Source organism: bacterium (assembly GCA_035703895.1).
Lineage (GTDB): Bacteria > Sysuimicrobiota > Sysuimicrobiia > Sysuimicrobiales > Segetimicrobiaceae > Segetimicrobium.
Genome location: DASSXJ010000233.1, coordinates 31491 through 48007, shown reverse-complemented (window position 1 = coordinate 48007; position 16517 = coordinate 31491). Strand labels below are relative to the sequence as shown.

The following is a 16517-nucleotide window of genomic DNA, read 5'->3' as shown; positions in this document are numbered from 1 at the left end:
TGCGGATCCACGCGAACCCTGAGATCGGGTTCCAGGAGCGCCAGGCTCTGGAGTGGGTCAGCGCGGCGCTCCGGCGGCACGGCTACGACGTCGAAGCCGGGGTTGCAGACCTGCCGACGGCCATGGCCGCGAGAGCTCGGGGCGGATCTCCAGGGCCGACCGTCGGGCTGATCGCCGAGTACGACGCGCTCGCCGGCCTCGGGCATGCGTGTGGCCACAACCTGATGGCCGCGGGAATGATGGCGGCCGCCGCGGCGCTGCGGACCGTCTTGCCCGAGCTGGCCGGGGGCATCACCTACTACGGGACGCCGGCCGAAGAGGGCGGCGGTGGCAAGATCCTGATGCTCGAGCGCGATGCCTTCGCCGGTCTCGACGTGGCGCTGCAGTACCACGCCGGCGACCATTGTTCGTATGCGACGGGATGTCTCGCCGTCCAGTCGATTGAGTTCGCCTTTACCGGACGGCCGGCGCACGCCGCCGCGGCCCCGTGGAAAGGCCTGAACGCTTTGGACGCGGTGATCCTGACCTTTAACGGGGTCAGCGCGCTTCGCCAGCAGATCCATCCCGATGCTCGGATCCACGGGATCGTCACCGACGGGGGGCAGGCCGTCAACATCATCCCCGAGCGCGCGGCGATGGAGCTTGGGCTGCGATCGCCGGACGGGCGGTACGTCGAGGAGCTGATGAGCCGCGTGGAAGCCTGCGCGCAGGGTGCGGCGGCGGCCACGGGGACGACGCTGGAGGTCACGCGGGGGCAGTTCCACGACGGCATCAAGTTCAACCCGGCGCTCGCGGAGGTCGTGAAGGAGAACGCCCGCGCCCTCGGCTTCGAGATGACCGCTCGGTTCGTGGGGGCTTCCACGGACCTGGGGAACCTCGCGCAGGCGGTACCGACGCTCAGCTATGGGCTCCCGACCTGCCCTCCGGGGGTCGGCATGCACACCCGTGAGGCACTCGCGGCCGGGGCCGCGGAGATCGGGCTCACCGGGATGATGAACGATGCTCGGGTGATGGCGATGACGGCGATCGACCTGCTGGCCGTCCCGGAGCTCGTCGATCGGGTGCGGCGGGACTTTGAAGCGGGGAACTTTCCCGGAACTTCGAGCGCTTAGGGAGCGACCCCGCGTGGGGTCGGGATCGTCCTAGACACTCACGCAACGAAGGAGGTCGTTCATGCCGTCTGGCCTCGAGCCATTTTCCCCTTCCGCTCAGGATCGCTGGGACGTGGGAAAGACGGGGCACCTGCTGCGCCGCGCTGGGTTTGGACCGCTTCCCTCTGAGATCGCGCAGGCGGTGCAGGTCGGTCCCGACAGGGCGGTCGACGCCCTGTTCGCATTTCCGAGCGACGCCCCGTCTCCGCCTTCGTTTGGCGAGATCCGCCAGTCGGAGGCGCGGGTCGACGAGATGATCGCCGAGTTCATCCGGACCAAGACCAAACCGAACGATAACCCCCAACTCCGCGCCGCTTACGAAGAGGCCAATCGGGCGCACGGACGTGCACTCGTCGCGCTCACCTCTTGGTGGTTCGACCGCATGGCGAAGACGCGGGCTCCCCTTCAGGAGAAACTCACGCTGTTCTGGCATGGCCACTTCACCACATCGGCCGGCGATGTTCATGATGCCATCGCGATCTACAACCAGAACCAGCTCTTCCGGCAGTTCGCGGCAGGGAACTTCGCCCGCCTGCTGGACGGCGTTGCCCGGGATTCCGCGATGCTGCGGTACCTGAACAACGACGCGAACCGCAAGGGGCACCCGAACGAGAACTGGGCTCGCGAGCTCATGGAGCTCTTTACGATGGGGATCGGGCACTACACGGAGGCAGATATCCTCGAGTCTGCCCGGGCGTGGACCGGATGGACGCTGCGGGAGTATCGGACGTTCGAGGACCGCAGGAACTTCGCGTTGAAACCGGCGCTGCACGACGACGGTCCGAAGACGTTCCTCGGTCAGAGCGGCAACCTCGATGGCACCGACGTGATGCGGATCATCCTCGCCAACCCCGCGACTCCGCGCTGGATCGCCGGGAAACTGGCCAAGTTCTTCGTCTCCCCCACCCCGGACCCGGACCTGGTGGAGGCGATGGCCCGACAGCTCACGGCCAGCGGATACGAGATCGCGCCGGTCCTCCGCGCGATGTTCCGGTCGCAGGCGTTCTACCGGCCGGAGGTCGTCCATGCCAACATCAAGAGCCCGGTGGAGTTCGTGGTCGGTGCGGTGCGCCATCTCGGGATCGCCGATCCGGACTGGCCGCGCCTCGGGTTCCTCGCAGGCGACGCGGGCCAGCGGCTCTTCTATCCGCCGACGGTGAAGGGGTGGGACGGCGGGCAGGCCTGGATCAACGCAGCAACTGTGTTCAGCCGCGCGAACCTTGCCGGCGCGCTCCTCTCAGGGAAGTTCGGGACCCCGGACATCACGGCGCTGTCCTCCATCGAGACTATGGCCGCACAGCTCCTGCAGCGGCCGATCGCGTCCTCCCGCAAGACGGTCGTCGCGCGGGCGATCAAGAACATCGGACGAGAGGCGGGGATCCATCTCATGATGAGCCTGCCCGAGTACCAGGTCAGCTGAGGAGGCCACGACGATGCAGAACATGATGACCCGCCGCGAGTTCCTCACCAAAGGATTGACGATCGTGGCCGCCGGGGCGACCGCACCGATGTTCCTCACACGCACGGCCCTGGCGATCAACAACCCATGGGATCAAGCGCTCACCGCGCCTACAACCGGACGGCTCGACGGCCCCATCCTGGTCGTTGTCCAGATGGGTGGAGGCAACGACGGCCTCAACACCGTGGTGCCGTTCGCTCACGACGAGTACTATCGCGCGAGGCCGCACTTGGCGGTGCCCCAGCAAAGCGTCCTGCGCGTCACCGACGAGTTGGGGTTCCACCCCGGACTCAAGCCGCTCAAGGCGCTCTTCGACGACGGGCGGCTCGCCGTCGTCCAGGGGGTCGGGTACCCGAATCCGAACCGGAGTCACTTCCGGTCGATGGAGATCTGGCACACGGCCGACCCGGCCGGGACCGGGCCGCGTACGGGCTGGTTGGGGCGGTTGTTCGACAGCGAGTGTCCCAACTGCGGACCGACCGCGGGGCTCGCCATGCTCGGGGCCGAGATGCCGCTGGCGATGCAGGGAGGATCCGGGCGGGCGGTCGTGCTGGAGAGCCCGCAGGCGTTTGCGTTTCATCCGCTCGCCGGCGGCGGGGCCCAAGAGGTCGAAGCGTATCGACAGGTGATGCAGCCGGTACCGGGCGAGGAGCCCACGGTGGATTTCTTGACCCACACCGCGATGGACGCGATTCTGGCTTCCGATGACATCCGCAGGGTCGCGGGACGGTTGTCGGACACCGGGGGGCCCTATCCGCGCGACCCGTTCAGCCTCAAACTCCGGTTGGTGTCCGAGCTCATCTCGGCGGGCTCGCCGACGCGCGTCTACTACGTCGGGCTGGGCGGGTTCGATACCCATGCCGCGCAGGCCGGCCGTCACGATCGGTTGATGGAGCAGCTCGGCGCCGGCCTCGACGCGTTCGTCAAAGACCTCACGCAGAAGGGCTTGTCCGACCGCGTCCTGGTGATGACCTTCTCGGAATTCGGCCGGCGCGTCGCGGAGAACGCTTCGGCCGGGACCGACCACGGGGCGGCGGCGCCGATGTTCTTGATCGGGGCGAACGTCGCTCCGGGCGTCCATGGTCCGCATCCCAGCCTGACGGATCTTGATCAGGGCGACCTGAAGTTCCAGATGGACTTCCGCAGCGTCTATGCGACCGTTCTCGAACATTGGATGGGGATCGGCAGTCAGCAGATCTTGAGCGGCCGGTTCCCTACCCTCGAGATTCTGCGGCCGCGGGTTGGCGTGCCCCGATCGGGATAGTCTGCGTGCCGGTCACTCCCCCCCGTGACAGGTATCCCACAACCGGCCGGTTCCGTACGCGAAGGGATCGGCCGGTTGGTGTTTATCCCGGGGCGGCGTTTGCGGCGGAGACCAAGAGGTTCTGGACCGACGTGGTGAGGTCCTCGATCCCGACCGCGAGCAGCACCGCCTTCGTGCCCGCGAGGTCATGTCCGGGTGGCTCGACCAGGTACGGGGGGGAGTGCGGCGGCAGCGCCGGCACCGGTTGGAACGCTTCCTGCGCCAGTGTCGAGGTCAATCGGCGCAAGGCGTCGGCGCGCTTCACGATCTCCGGGGGGCGTTCGTCGGCGGCGATCCCAAGCGGAGGACCCGACGGGACGACGCTGGGCAGGGCCGATCGGATGCGCTCGAGCCTCTGCTCGATCCCGGTGAGGACGTCGCGCACCTCGTCGGCATGGGACCGCCCCAGGCCGGCGCGCGGATAGCCGGGCCGCGGCTGGGCCAGCGGCTCCTGTTGGGAGAGGTGGCGAAGCCGCCCGGCGTCGGCACGAAGGGCGGCGACGTCCTGCCACACCACGGTCCAGGGATCGCGCTGCTGCTCAGGCATGTGAGGCCAGATATTCCGCGCACTCTGGACGCGCGCCTCCTGCGCCCGGCCGGTCGAAGCTTTCGACCGATTTCATGTCATCTCTCCTCCGTCGCGTGAGAGATCTCACCGAGGATTGCTCGTTCGATCAGATGCCGGCATCCCCTCCGAACGGATAAATCTCTTTGGCCGTGAACGCGACCGTCTTGCGGCGCCGCGGGGCTATGCTATACTCCGCAATACCATGAAGGCGCCGATGCGGCTACGACTCGCGAGCTCCCTCTGTGGCGTGCTGCTCCTCGCCGCCTCGGTCCCGGCCTCGGCTGAGCCTACGCTGCGGAGCGTGACCGATCCGAACGGACGCTATTCCATCAGTTTTCCCACCTCGTGGGAAATCGTGTCGATGAACGCCACGCCCCTGGCCGGGGAGATCGTGTCGCAGATGGGCAAGAACCTGTTCTCGATGCTCATGGCGATCGACCCCGGCGCGTCGCGCGACGCCCCGACGGTTTTGATGGTGATGGGGATGCCGCTCGAACGGGCGCTCTCGCCCCGGACGTTTGGCATGATCACCGGCGAATCCATGGGCGAGAAGCTGGAAGGGTACGCGCTGGTCAAGGAAGGGACGGCGACGATTGCGAAACGCCCGGCGTTTTACCGGTACTTTACGATGGCCAAGCAGCAGCATGAGCTCTACAGCGTCATGGTCTACTTTACCGTGGACAAGACCGGATACATGATCTTCGGGGCCACCCCCAATCAGCCGGAGACCGTCCGCAAGTCCTTCGGGGACATCTCCCAGATTCTGGAGAGCTTCCGTCCCACCGGTAAATAGGTCTCTCGTCCTACCCCACGCAACCGGCGCCCGCAAGAATATCGCGGGCGCCGCGCGTTGTCTCAACCGTGCCTGCGCGACCCGGCTGAGAGGGATCGTCTCAGTCCCAATCGAAACGTGACGCGGTGCAAACCACTCGATAGTCCCGGCGGGATCCTCGATCCCCGTGGAACCTGTGCGAAGAGGTGATGTGGCGTGTCCGAAATGGCGGCGTATCTCGAGCGGACCCTCTGCGATCTTGTCAGCATTCGAAGCGTGACCCGCGAAGAGGCGCCGCTCGCCGCGTACATCTACGATCACCTGAAGACCGCCGGGGTGGCCGTGGAACGCGATGAGGAGGGGAACATCACCGCGGAGGTCGGCCAAGGCGACCGCCTGCTCGTCGTGAACGGACACATGGACACGGTGCCTCCGGTAGACGGCTGGAAGACCGATCCGTTCGCGGCTCGGGTGGAGGCCGGCCGGGTGTATGGACTCGGCGCGTCCGACATGAAGGCGGGCCTCGCCTGCATGATGTGGCTCGCCCAACACGTGCGTCCGCGAACCCGCACGTGGTTTGCGTTCACGAACCATGAGGAGGGGGGCTCGATCATTCCCCGGAATGGCGTGCGCCGGCTGATTGGCCGGGCGCGACCGGACTACGCGATCACCACGGAACCTTCATACGATGACGCCTCAGGCCGTCTGTCGATCGGGATCGGGTGCCAGGGGCGGGCGATCGCGGCGCTCACCGTGGTCGGGCGGAGCGGCCACTCGTCGGACTGGCGCCGAGCCGACAACGCGATCTACCGGGGGGTCGCCGTGATCGAGCGGATCGCAGCGATCGCCGAGCGCCTCAAGCCCATCGAGGTGGTGCGGGGCGTGCAGAGCGTTCCATCGCTCTCGGTCGTTGCCGCTCACGCTGGGGTGGCGGACAATATCATTCCCGACCGGCTCAGGCTGACGGTGGACCGGCGGCTCTCCGTGGGGGAGGACTACGCCACATTCGAGGCGGAGCTCCGGGAGGCCGCCCAGGGCGTCAATCACGAGCTGGAGATCAGCAAGCTGTGCCTGCCCACGCTCGCCGACCGGAACGGGCACACGCTCGCGACTGCGGTAGAGGCCCTCCAAAAGACGCAGGGGAGCGCCCCAATCCAGTTTTCCCAGGGCCGCCAGGACCTCTCGATCTTTGCCGAGCGGACCCACGACTTCTGCAACCTGGGGCCGGGATCGATCGGGCAACCGCACAAAGCGAACGAATCGGCCTCGGTGGCCGGAATGGTCGCGGCCGCCCGGGCGCTGCACGGTCTAATCGAGGCGATCTAGCGTCCGAGGTCTTCGGGATCGGCGGGCGGCTTGAATCGCTCGAAGGGATTGCGGCAGGCGCGGCAGATGTAGGTGGCCCGGCACAGGGTCGGCCCGAACAGGCTGTCCAGCGCGACTTCGCGTGATCCGCAGGTGGGGCACACCGCCGGCTCGCTGAAGCGGCACCGGGGCACCGCGAGGCCGTGCGCCTCGAGGCGTCGGCGTCCGCGCGGGGTGACTCGGTCTATCGTCCACGGTTCGTCGTAGGTGTACTCGACCGCGGCGTCCGTGACGCCCGGAAGGGCCTGAAGCGCCTCCCGCACGCGCGCCCTGATGACGTCGAGCGCTGGACACCCCGTCCAGGTCGGGACGAGACGGACCGAGATCCGGTCGCCGGCGACCTGCACATCGCGGACCAGTCCGAGGTCGGTGATGGCAATCGGGAGTTCCGGGTCCTCGACCGTCCGGAGGACATCCCAGACCGCTTCGGTGAGCGCCGCGGGGGTCACCATCGCGCCTCAGGGTCGGACCGCCGGACCTCTGTCATCTGCGCAAGGAGCCGGTCGAACTCGGGGGTGTGGGTTCCCCGACGGCCGCCCTCGCGCGCGATTGCGGATGGCACGGTGAGGCCGCAAGACTCGAGCAGGGGCCGCACGGCGGCTTCCCAGGATCCCCGATGGTCCGAGGCTGGGAGCATCCCGGCGGCCATGAGCCGCTCGTCCGCGTCGGTGCGCTCGAACAAGCCGAGCGCATCGGGCCACGCGGCGTCGATCGCGGCCTGGACTCGCGTGCGCCCCTCGGGGCTTCCTTCGGACATCCTCGCCAGCCACGTGTCGGCGAACAAGGTGTGGTACCGTTCTTCCCGGAGCAGCGCCCGCGCCAGACCCGCAACGGGCTCCTGGTTGGACGCGGCGAGCGCCCTGAGGCGCAGCGTGTCATAGCGTTCGTAGAGGGCGAGGCGCGCGATGCTCCACTCCCACCCTCCGTTTTCTCGTTCCAGGAAGATCCCGTGGCGGTACTCGGAGGCGGGGCGTGAGAAGGCGAGATGGTCGGTGTCGCGGTCCGCATCGGCGACGATCTGCGCGTACATCGCGCGGGCATGCCCGATCTCGTCCTGGGCGATGCTGCTCAATGCGACATCGCTCTCGATGTCGGGTCCGAACCCCGTCCACTCCGAATGGCGGTGGCCGATGACAAGCTCGTCGTCGGCGGCTCGAAGGAGCCACTCCCGGAAAGCCGTATGCACATCGGCGTCCGCGATCACCCCCGGCGGGCCGATCATCTACTGATCCTCATCCCGGTGCGACAGCCGCCAGGCGCTCCGGTAGACTTGTTGTTGTTTGCGGTACGAGCCGCCGAAGCGGTAGCTCTTGTCGAGCGCGGGGTCAAACATCTCGGCGGCATCGGCCGTCGTCGCGTGGATCTCGTCGGCGCGGACGACCCACAGGCTCACGCAGGGATCGCGGCGGGCGTAGTTCTCCTTGGCCAAGACCAGCGCCATCTCCGCGTCGGGCGCGTGCACGTCGCCGACGTGGATGTGCGGATCGCGTGTCCGCGATTGGAGGAACACGGCCCAGACATCACGGGGCGCGTCGAGGCGCTGTTCCCACGATCCGGCGGCCTTCACGCAGCCGCCCCGTGCGCGACCGCGTCTCGCACCCACGCGTGCTGGCGGTAGAACGCCTGCCTGAGCGCGAGCCGCTCGGCGCTCTTCGGCCCGTTGTTGCGGCCGACCCGCTTGAGCTCCTCCCAATCCGGCTCGGTGTAGACATATCGCTGTTCGGGTTCCACCATCCGGAGGGCGGGATCGGGGACGTCGAGGCCGTACTCGAGGATGATCGGGACAAACCGGCGCAGGAACTGCTGGCGCAGCTCCTCGTTTGACTTGACCTTGATCCGCCACGCGAGCATCTTCTCGCTGTGCGGCGAGATCCGGTCGGGCATGCCAAAGAAGTGAATGATCGGAGTCCACCAGCGGTTGAGGGCGTCTTGAAGCATCGCCCGCTGGCGCGGCGTGCCTTCCGCGAGGGCCCGCCAGACGTCCAGCCCCAACTGGATGTGGAAGTCCTCTTCATAACAGATCCGCTTGAGGACGCGGGCGTAGGGCGCGTAGGAGCAAGAGCGCAGCGCCCCCTGGGTCTGCATCGCGGCGCCGTCGACGAACACCTGGATGATCGCCACATCCGCCCACGTCTCCGCCGGATAGTGGAACACGTTGTGGAACCGGGAGCGTCCCTCTACCAACTCGGCGAACATCTCCTCGCGCGACCGGCCGAGGGTTTCTGCCACACGATACAGGAGCATGGCGTGGCCGACCTCATCCTGCACTTTGGCGGTCAGGGCCATCTTCCGGGCGAGCGTGGGCGCACGGGGGATCCACTCCCGCTCGGGGAGGGCGCCCATGATTTCCGAGTTCGCGTGCATCTGAATCAGGCGGAGCGCCTCGAACCGGTACTCCGCAGGCATCCATTCTCCGGCCTCGATCTGCTCTCCGGATGCCACGCGTGTGTTGAACCGCGCAAGGAGTTCGGGATCGTCATGGGGCCCTACATTTTCCGCCATGGCCCGTCCTCTTAACAATGTGACATTTTTTCGCACAACGAGAGTTTATCGTCACATATGGTAACACACAAGGCGCCCACCCCGCAAACCAGTGCACACTCGAGCGCGGCTCTTCGGGAGTCAGTCTCCGTACTTCTCCCGGAGCCGCTTGGAGAGGCGGAGCATCAACTGAATTCGCTCGAACTGGGCGACCCATTCCGCAGTGACCGCGGAGAGGAGGGCGGGACCAGGGGGCACGATCCCGGTCGGGCACGCGGGGCCCAGCCTGTCGGCGGCCATTTGCCGGTACGTCGCGACCGTTCGGTCTCCGTACCGGCCGCACTCGTAATCGTCTTCGCTCAAGAAGATGACGGCCGGAACCCTCCTCCCGGCGTTCATGACCAGCGCGTCTTGCGCGGCCGGCTGGGCGTCCCGATCGACGAACCGCACCACGACCCGCGGGGTCTGCTCGGCGATCCGCTCGAGGATCGGGCATTGATTCACGCAGTCGCCGCACCAGGCTCCCGCAACGCACAGGACGTGCATCTCGCGGACAAACCCGGTCAGCAATTCTCGCTGGTCGCCCGTGAGGGCCACGGCGTCGTACACGCCCTGCCAGCGCTTCTGCTGGTCTGGGGTCCCATGCTTAGTCAGGAAGTCCTGGTAACTGAGTGCGTCGGCAAAGACCCTGCCCCACTCCATCCCTCGCCTCCTTTTTTTCTGGTCACGGTCTGATGAGGTGAACGCCCCGGCGGTCCCGGGGTATTTCATGCGCACCGCCGAGGAGAGGGGTCCGCGGGTCCCGAATACCGGGTCCGTGAAGATTGCCTCGATCACCGCGACGCCGCTTGCGGCCGCGCCGCCCCGGCCGGTGGAGTTTTCGATCGGCACCTTCGCCACATTTTACGCGACGCTCGTGACCGTGCGGACCGACGACGGACTGACGGGGATCGGCGAGTGCATCGTTCGTCGCGCCCCGGAGGTCGTGACCACCATCGTCGACCGCCTGCTCGCGCCCGCCCTGATCGGCCGCGACCCCTGGGATGTCGAAGGTCTCTGGGATGAGATGCTCACGTTGCTCAGGCGGTGGGGCCATTCCCGCGGGTTCGTCGTCGAAGCGATGAGCGGGATCGATATTGCCCTGTGGGATCTCCTCGCCCGCTCGGTCGGCAAACCGCTGTACAAGTTCCTGGGCGGCGCGGGGCGCGACCGTGTCCGCTATTATGTCTCGAAGGTCTACTTCGATGAGATCCCACGGATGGCGGAGGAAGCGCGGGTGCTCGTCGCGCACGGGCACGCCGCGATCAAGGTACAGGTGGGCTGGCCGGCCGCCCGCGGCGGCCACCACGCCGACGTGCGGACGGTGCGCGCGATTCGCGACGCGGTCGGCCCGGAGGTGGAGATCATGCTCGACGCCAACGGAGCGTACGACGTGGGAACGGCGATCCGCGTGGGCCGGCAACTCGAGGAGCTCAACGTCGCGTGGCTCGAGGAGCCGGTTCCGGCGGACGATGTGGACGGGTACGCGCATCTGCGCCGGTCGGTCCGGGTGCCGTTGGCCGCGGGCGAAACCGAGTTCGGGCTGTTTGGGTTTCGGGATCTCATCTCCCGTGGCTGTGTGGATGTGCTCCAACCCGAGGTCGCCCGGATCGGCGGCATCACCGCGGCGCGCCGGTTGTGGGCGATGGCCCACGCGCACAACCTGCTCTACGCGCCCCATACGGGCTTCAGCGGTGGGATCGCCCACCTGGCGTCCCTGCACCTCGCCGCCGCCGCGCCGAACTTCTACACGTACGAGTACATGGGGACCGCGTACATTCAGAACCCGCTTCGGGACATCTTCACGGCGCCGTTCCCGTCGCCCACCGAAGGGCAGATCCCCCTCCCCCAGGGCGCGGGCCTCGGGCTCGATCTGGATCCGGAGGCCGTCCGGCGGTACGCGCTGCGCTGATCAGGACCGCGACCGGCCCGAGGCGCCCCCTGCCCGGGTCCGCGCGCAGATCTCGCACTCGCAGATCTCGCGCAGGAACTTATAGGTGTAGATCCCGGTCAAGTGGCCATCCGACCACGTAAACCTGAGCGCGTACGCCCCGACCCGCCCGACCTCTTTCGGGTGAATCTCGTCGGAGACCGTCGATGGATCGAGCCGGCCTTCGCCCGTCCACTCGTCCACGCACAGCGCGCACGGACACCGCTCCCGCAGCGTCCGAAAGGCGTGACGGCTGCGATGCCCGTCATCCCACACCATCACCAGGTGCCCGGGAAGCTCCTGCGTGATCTCAACCGGCGTGGGCGTCCGTGCCATCGACCGGAGCTATCCGCCCTTGACGGCCCGATTCGCGGCCGCGAACCCGATCTTGCTGTGGGTCCCGTCGCAGAACGGCTTCGACACCGATCCTCCGCACCGGCACAGCGCGACGGTTTCCTTCTTTACTTCATACGTCGTCCCATCCGTGTCGATGATCTTCACGGGACCCTTCACGAGATATGGTCCGTTGTCGAGCGGGGTGATCGTCACATCGGCCATCGCAGCCTCCTTTTTTCTGATCTCCGGAATCACCAACCAGGCTTGAGCCGTTCCCCTGGCGTAACGTCTCGTAGGGAACGCCGATTCCGCTCCGGAGGACCCGCGGGACGAGGAGCCGAATCCTGAACGTCGTCCCCACACACTTGGTTCGGAGGATGCCGTGAACTCACCGCACCGGATTCAGTGCGTCATCAATGGTCGGGCGCACGAGCTCGCCTCCCCGCCCCGCCGCACGTTGTTGCAAGTGCTCCGCGACGATCTCCACCTGACCGGCACCAAGGAAGGATGCAGCATTGGCACATGCGGCGCCTGCACCGTGCTGGTCGACGGACGCGCCGTGCTGTCGTGTCTCTTCCTGGGAGTCCAGGCCGACGGGCGGACCGTCGAGACTATCGAGGCGGCGGCCCAGGATTCGGATCCGCTTCTCGCCGCGTTCATCGAGCACGACGCATTTCAGTGTGGGTTCTGCACCCCGGGACAGATCATGGCGCTCCGCGGTCTCTTCCGCCGGCATCCGCAGGCCTCCGCGGAGGAGATCCGGCGGGCCGTGGACGGGAACGTCTGCCGGTGCGGCGCGCAACTCCGCATTCAGGCCGCGGCCCTGGCCGCGCGCGAGACCGGCCGCCGGAAGGATGGATGACCGATGCCGCGGATCGTCAAGCAAAAGATCGAGTTTGAGGGCCGCATCGAGGAGCGCGACGTCGTCATCGAAGGGGACGATCTCCCCGTTTGGCCGGCCGACGAGCGCTTCACCGTCGTGGGAACGCCGGTGCTCCGGGTGGACGGCCGTGATCGGGTGGGGGGCCGGGCTTCCTTCACCACCGATCTCCAGCCCGCGGGCATGCTCCACGGCGTGATGCTGCGCAGTCCGCACGCGCACGCGCGCATCACCCGGATCGAGACGCGTCAGGCCGAGCGCGCACCCGGCGTGCGCGCCGTGCTGTGCCACACGAACGCGCCCAAGATCAAGTGGTGGAACGGCATGAGCTGGATATTCGACCCGGAGCTCCGGTACGTCGGGGACGAGGTGGCGGTGGTCGTCGCCGACGATGCCGATGCCGCGCGCGACGCGGTCGACCTCCTCGAGGTGGAGTACGAGGTCCTTCCCCACGTCGTGGACGCGGAAGCCGCTCTCCGGCCGGGGGCGGTCCAGGTCCATCCCGGCGGGAACATCCTCGGGGGGGCGCCCGAGCGGTACGAGCGCGGAGACGTGGATCAGGGACTGGCGCAGGCGGAGGTGACGGTGGAGCTCACCGCGCGCACCCCCGACCAGCTCCACCACAGTATGGAGACCCATGGGTCGGTGGTCGACTGGTCAGCCGACCGCTTGACCGTGTGGGACTCCACCCAGCACATCTTCGGGGTGCGCCGCCAGGTCGCCGCAGCGCTTGGGGTGGCGATGGATAGAGTCCGGGTGCTGAGCCCATTTATGGGCGGCGGGTTTGGCAGCAAGAACAACGCCGGGAAGTACACGGTGATCGCCGCGCTCGCGTCCCGCGCGCTCGGCCGGCCCGTGCGGATCGTCTTCACGCGCATCGAGGAGAGCCAGGCGGCGGGCAAGCGGCCGAGCAGCGTCCAGCGGATTCGCTTGGGCGCGCGGCGGGACGGTACGTTGACGGCGATCGACTACTGGGGGCTGTCGAATGTGGGCGCCTACCGCGCCATCTCCACGCCCCTCTCGGGCCCTCCGAAAGAGCTGTATGCCTGCCCGAACGTGCGGACGGACACGGCCTCGGTCTACACGCATACCGGCCCGGCCGCGGCGTTCCGCGCCCCCGGATATGTCGAGGCCACGGTCGGGCTGGAGTGCGCGATGGAAGCGCTGGCCGACCGGCTCGGGATGGATCCGATGGACCTCCGGCTGCGGAACTTCGCGGAAGAGGACCAGGTGCAGCAGCGGCCGTACTCGAGCAAGTTCCTCCGCGAAGCCTACCAGCTCGGCGCGCGCTCGATCGGGTGGACGCGGCGCGCTCCCACCCCTGCGCACCCGGTGCGCGACGGACGGACGCATCGCGGGATCGGGATGGCCAGCCAGTTATGGGGCGGGGCGGGCTCGCCTCCGGCCTACGCCGAGGTGCGGCTGAACGTGGACGGGACCGCCGAGGTGCGGATCGGCACGCAGGATATCGGGACCGGTGCCAAGACGGCGCTCACCCAGATCGCCGCCGAGGTGTTGAGCCTGCCGGTCGACCGCATCACGGTGGCCCTCGGCGACACCGACTTTCCGTACAGCCCCCTCTCCGCGGGCAGCCAGACGATCTCCTCGTGCGGGCCGGCGGTCCGCATGGCCGTGGAGGAGGCGCGCCGGCACCTCATCGATGCCGCCGCCTCGGTGCTCGAAGCCGCGCCGACCGACGTCAGGCTCGCCGCCGGCCACCTCCACGTGGCCGGCGTTCCCGACCGGAAGATCTCCATCGCCGAACTCACCGCGCGGATGGGGAACTTCACCATCACCGGGCGCGGATTCCGCGGCGCGAACCCGAGCGACGTCACGATTCGCACGTGGGGCGCGCAGTTCGCTGAAGTCGAGGTCGATACCGAGACCGGCGGGGTGACCGTCCTCAAGATCGCGGCGTGCCACGACGTTGGCCGGGTGATCAACCCGCTCCAGTACACCAGCCAGATCCACGGCGGCGTGATCCAGGGACTGGGATTCGGGCTCAGCGAGGACCACGCCACCGATCCTGAGACAGGGAATGTCCTCGATTTGGGCTTCGACGCGTACGCGGTGCCGCGGCTGTCCATGCTGCCGGAGATCGATGCGCTCGCGGTCAACATCCCCGATCCGATAGCCAATAACCTCGGGGTGAAGGGCGTGGGCGAGCCACCGATCATTCCGACCGCGGCGGCGATCGCCAACGCGGTCGCGAACGCGATCGGTGTGCGCATCACCGAACTGCCGATCACGCCGTTGAGGGTGCTCCGGGCGCTCGGTCGCGTAGAATGACCCGCTAGGGAGCCATCGCGCCGACCCGGCTCAGGAGCCGGTGGGCCTGGGCTAGGTCGGTTTGGTCTTGCCTATACCACGCGCTGTGGCCTTCGTGGCGCTCGATGACGAGCATCTCGATCGGGTAGAGCCGCACGGCCTCCCGAAGTTGCTCCGCGGCCCAGCGTCTGTCTCCCATCTCCGCAAACGTCTCTCCGAGCCAGAGACGGTACCGGGGGGAGTACGGATCGAGGGCGATCGCGTCTTGGAACGCCGCGACCGCATCCGCATACCACCCTTCCGCTCGGCGGAGCCTCCCCAGTGCGGCGCGTGGATAGCCGTCCCATGGGCTCACCCGCTCGGCCTGCTCGTACAGCGCCGCCGCTTCCGCTCTGGCCGCCTGCCAGGGTCCCAGGCTGGTGTCGATTCGGCGCAGGTAGAGGTCGGCCATGAGATCCCCGAAGTACGGCAGGAGGTCGCCGTTGAGCGGATCGGCCGCGGCGGCCCGGCGGAACGCTTCCACGGCATCGGCGTATCGGCCCGCCCTGACGTCGCGGCCCGCTTCCTCGCGATAGGCCGAACTCTGCATCAGTGGTGAGAGCAGCGGAGGGATCGCTATCAGCGCGGCGGCGAGCGGCAGCGACAAGAGGCGTTTGTCGAATCGGAGCGGAGGATGTTCCAGGGTTACGTGGGCGGCAACGGCCGCGGTCAATGCCGCCACCATGACGGCGCTCGGGATGACGGTGATCGTGGAGTTGGCGAGGCTCACGACCCCCACGCCCCCGATCGACGCGGCCCACGTGCCGAGCCAGATTCGATCGCCATCACCGCCGGCCCGATACCGGCGGGCTGCCCGCCACACTCCCCAGGCCATCGCGAAGACAATGAGGCCCGCGCCGGCTAGGCCGGTTTCGGCGATCACCTGCAGGTAGTCGTTGTGGGCCGAGCCGGGGATCCTGAGCGCCGCGTAGGTGGTCATCACTCCCAGCGGTCGGAAGGGGGGATATGCGGCGTTGAACGACCCGAGCCCCGTGCCCCAGAGGCGGTGGGTCTCCCACATCCGGATCGCCGTTCGCCAGATGAACAGGCGGCTCTGGGCGGTGTCGCCTTCGTCGAGCGTGACGCTTCCGGCCCGCAGGCCCACCGACGGGAGCGCGAGCGCGGCCGCGGCGGCGATCACGGCGATGGTGAGCCAGACGGGCCACGCACGCCGGCGGACGGGCCAGAGGAGCGCCGCACCCAGGATCGCAAACGCGGCGAGGCCCGCGTACCCTCCGCGTGAGTACGTGAGCGCAAGGGCGGCGATCTCTACGCACAGCGCCGCGAGGAGAAAGAGCCGTCTCCTCCCCGCGAGATCCACTGCGAGAAGCGCGGTCGCGCCGATGCCAATGAGCAGGAAACCGGCGAGCACATTCGGATTGGTGAGGGTTCCGTGGATGCGGGTACGGATCGCTCCGGCGAAGGCGCGGCTGAGCCAGTAGACGGGCGTGGCCACACCGCCCGCGTACTGGGCCAGCCCGATGATCGATTCGCCGAGGCTCACCAGCAGGAGCCCGACGAGGAAGACCCGTGTCTTTACGCCGTCCGTCGCCGCGATCATGACGGTGAGCGCCACCACGACCACGGATGCGAGGAAGAGCACCGCGTCCCGCGTCCCGTAGAGGTCGGTCGAGGTCGCAAGCGCCAGCACTCCGAGCGCCGTGACTGCGGAGAGGCCCCACAACAGCGCACCCGGCAGGACCCGCCCGCCGAGGACCAGCCACCGCACGAGCGCGCCCGCACCAACGAGCGCCGTCATCCGTTCAAAGGCGGCCAGCGGTACCCGGCTCGGGAACCCGGTCTCCGGCAGAAAGACGAGTCCCTGGAACGCCGTATTGGCGATGAGTCCCAGGACCCCCAGCAGCACCAGCCAGTCCAGCACGTGGCCGGCGGCCGCCCTGAGACGCCGAACGGTCATTGCCCGGA

The 16517-nt window shown here is 67.9% G+C and carries 17 protein-coding genes; 8 read left to right on the top strand and 9 right to left on the bottom strand.

What is annotated here, in order from left to right; translation table 11 throughout:
• The 3 genes from VFP86_15735 to VFP86_15725 all read left to right on the top strand — a co-directional run.
• On the top strand, nucleotides 1–1112 hold a 1112-nt coding region (locus VFP86_15735), incomplete at its 5' end, for an amidohydrolase (protein HET9001091.1).
• Nucleotides 1113–1173: 61 nt separating this feature from the next.
• Complete coding sequence (locus VFP86_15730; GenBank protein HET9001090.1) at nucleotides 1174–2571, top strand: DUF1800 domain-containing protein; 1398 nt, start codon at nucleotides 1174–1176, stop codon at nucleotides 2569–2571.
• A 13-nt stretch (nucleotides 2572–2584) separates the two neighbouring features.
• Nucleotides 2585–3874, top strand: a complete 1290-nt coding sequence (locus VFP86_15725) for a DUF1501 domain-containing protein (protein HET9001089.1) — start codon at nucleotides 2585–2587, stop codon at nucleotides 3872–3874.
• Between the two features lie 82 nt (nucleotides 3875–3956).
• Here the strand turns inward: VFP86_15725 and VFP86_15720 are convergent, their stop codons facing one another.
• A complete protein-coding gene (locus VFP86_15720) occupies nucleotides 3957–4460 on the bottom strand; it encodes a hypothetical protein (protein ID HET9001088.1) in 504 nt (167 codons plus the stop codon).
• A 235-nt stretch (nucleotides 4461–4695) separates the two neighbouring features.
• Here VFP86_15720 and VFP86_15715 point away from each other — a divergent pair, with 235 nt between their 5' ends.
• Both VFP86_15715 and VFP86_15710 read left to right on the top strand, forming a co-directional pair.
• Nucleotides 4696–5274 (top strand): hypothetical protein, encoded by a 579-nt coding sequence (locus VFP86_15715; GenBank protein ID HET9001087.1) that lies wholly within the window; start codon nucleotides 4696–4698, stop codon nucleotides 5272–5274.
• Nucleotides 5275–5478: 204 nt separating this feature from the next.
• A complete protein-coding gene (locus tag VFP86_15710; GenBank protein HET9001086.1) occupies nucleotides 5479–6579 on the top strand; it encodes a M20/M25/M40 family metallo-hydrolase in 1101 nt (366 codons plus the stop codon).
• Here VFP86_15710 and paaD read toward each other — a convergent pair.
• From paaD to VFP86_15685, 5 genes are all read right to left on the bottom strand, one after another.
• Nucleotides 6576–7070: a 1,2-phenylacetyl-CoA epoxidase subunit PaaD gene (gene paaD / locus VFP86_15705; GenBank protein ID HET9001085.1), complete on the bottom strand. Its 495-nt coding sequence runs from the start codon at nucleotides 7068–7070 to the stop codon at nucleotides 6576–6578. The genes VFP86_15710 and paaD overlap by 4 nt on opposite strands.
• Entirely contained in the window at nucleotides 7064–7840 is a 777-nt protein-coding gene (gene paaC / locus VFP86_15700) for a 1,2-phenylacetyl-CoA epoxidase subunit PaaC (GenBank protein HET9001084.1), read from the bottom strand. The genes paaD and paaC overlap by 7 nt, the downstream gene beginning before the upstream one ends.
• Nucleotides 7841–8185: a 1,2-phenylacetyl-CoA epoxidase subunit B gene (locus VFP86_15695; protein ID HET9001083.1), complete on the bottom strand. Its 345-nt coding sequence runs from the start codon at nucleotides 8183–8185 to the stop codon at nucleotides 7841–7843.
• Nucleotides 8182–9120: a 1,2-phenylacetyl-CoA epoxidase subunit PaaA gene (gene paaA / locus VFP86_15690; GenBank protein ID HET9001082.1), complete on the bottom strand. Its 939-nt coding sequence runs from the start codon at nucleotides 9118–9120 to the stop codon at nucleotides 8182–8184. The genes VFP86_15695 and paaA overlap by 4 nt, the downstream gene beginning before the upstream one ends.
• Before the next feature lie 120 nt (nucleotides 9121–9240).
• Nucleotides 9241–9801 (bottom strand): thioredoxin family protein, encoded by a 561-nt coding sequence (locus VFP86_15685; GenBank protein ID HET9001081.1) that lies wholly within the window; start codon nucleotides 9799–9801, stop codon nucleotides 9241–9243.
• 37 nt (nucleotides 9802–9838) lie between these two features.
• Here VFP86_15685 and VFP86_15680 point away from each other — a divergent pair, with 37 nt between their 5' ends.
• Entirely contained in the window at nucleotides 9839–11050 is a 1212-nt protein-coding gene (locus tag VFP86_15680) for a mandelate racemase/muconate lactonizing enzyme family protein (protein ID HET9001080.1), read from the top strand.
• Here the strand turns inward: VFP86_15680 and VFP86_15675 are convergent, their stop codons facing one another.
• The gene (locus VFP86_15675; protein HET9001079.1) at nucleotides 11051–11404 is read right to left on the bottom strand and encodes a DUF971 domain-containing protein; all 354 of its coding nucleotides are present in this window, start codon (nucleotides 11402–11404) and stop codon (nucleotides 11051–11053) included.
• 9 nt (nucleotides 11405–11413) lie between these two features.
• Nucleotides 11414–11626, bottom strand: a complete 213-nt coding sequence (locus VFP86_15670) for a CDGSH iron-sulfur domain-containing protein (GenBank protein ID HET9001078.1) — start codon at nucleotides 11624–11626, stop codon at nucleotides 11414–11416.
• Nucleotides 11627–11786: 160 nt separating this feature from the next.
• Between VFP86_15670 and VFP86_15665 the strand changes: the two genes are divergently transcribed.
• Complete coding sequence (locus VFP86_15665; protein ID HET9001077.1) at nucleotides 11787–12266, top strand: (2Fe-2S)-binding protein; 480 nt, start codon at nucleotides 11787–11789, stop codon at nucleotides 12264–12266.
• A 3-nt stretch (nucleotides 12267–12269) separates the two neighbouring features.
• Nucleotides 12270–14573, top strand: a complete 2304-nt coding sequence (locus VFP86_15660) for a xanthine dehydrogenase family protein molybdopterin-binding subunit (protein ID HET9001076.1) — start codon at nucleotides 12270–12272, stop codon at nucleotides 14571–14573.
• A gap of 4 nt (nucleotides 14574–14577) precedes the next feature.
• Here VFP86_15660 and VFP86_15655 read toward each other — a convergent pair whose 3' ends face one another.
• The gene (locus VFP86_15655; GenBank protein ID HET9001075.1) at nucleotides 14578–16509 is read right to left on the bottom strand and encodes an O-antigen ligase family protein; all 1932 of its coding nucleotides are present in this window, start codon (nucleotides 16507–16509) and stop codon (nucleotides 14578–14580) included.
• Nucleotides 16510–16517 lie beyond the last annotated feature (8 nt).

Excerpts from the sequence above, each read along its gene's own strand:
- VFP86_15730 (HET9001090.1), top strand. The coding sequence starts at position 1,174 with ATGCCGTCTGGCCTCGAGCCATTTTCCCCTTCCGCTCAGGATCGCTGG.
- VFP86_15725 (HET9001089.1), top strand. The coding sequence starts at position 2,585 with ATGCAGAACATGATGACCCGCCGCGAGTTCCTCACCAAAGGATTGACG.
- VFP86_15720 (HET9001088.1), bottom strand. The coding sequence starts at position 4,460 with ATGCCTGAGCAGCAGCGCGATCCCTGGACCGTGGTGTGGCAGGACGTC.
- VFP86_15715 (HET9001087.1), top strand. The coding sequence starts at position 4,696 with ATGCGGCTACGACTCGCGAGCTCCCTCTGTGGCGTGCTGCTCCTCGCC.
- VFP86_15710 (HET9001086.1), top strand. The coding sequence starts at position 5,479 with ATGGCGGCGTATCTCGAGCGGACCCTCTGCGATCTTGTCAGCATTCGA.
- paaD (HET9001085.1), bottom strand. The coding sequence starts at position 7,070 with ATGGTGACCCCCGCGGCGCTCACCGAAGCGGTCTGGGATGTCCTCCGG.
- paaC (HET9001084.1), bottom strand. The coding sequence starts at position 7,840 with ATGATCGGCCCGCCGGGGGTGATCGCGGACGCCGATGTGCATACGGCT.
- paaA (HET9001082.1), bottom strand. The coding sequence starts at position 9,120 with ATGGCGGAAAATGTAGGGCCCCATGACGATCCCGAACTCCTTGCGCGG.
- VFP86_15685 (HET9001081.1), bottom strand. The coding sequence starts at position 9,801 with ATGGAGTGGGGCAGGGTCTTTGCCGACGCACTCAGTTACCAGGACTTC.
- VFP86_15675 (HET9001079.1), bottom strand. The coding sequence starts at position 11,404 with ATGGCACGGACGCCCACGCCGGTTGAGATCACGCAGGAGCTTCCCGGG.
- VFP86_15670 (HET9001078.1), bottom strand. The coding sequence starts at position 11,626 with ATGGCCGATGTGACGATCACCCCGCTCGACAACGGACCATATCTCGTG.
- VFP86_15660 (HET9001076.1), top strand. The coding sequence starts at position 12,270 with ATGCCGCGGATCGTCAAGCAAAAGATCGAGTTTGAGGGCCGCATCGAG.
- VFP86_15655 (HET9001075.1), bottom strand. The coding sequence starts at position 16,509 with ATGACCGTTCGGCGTCTCAGGGCGGCCGCCGGCCACGTGCTGGACTGG.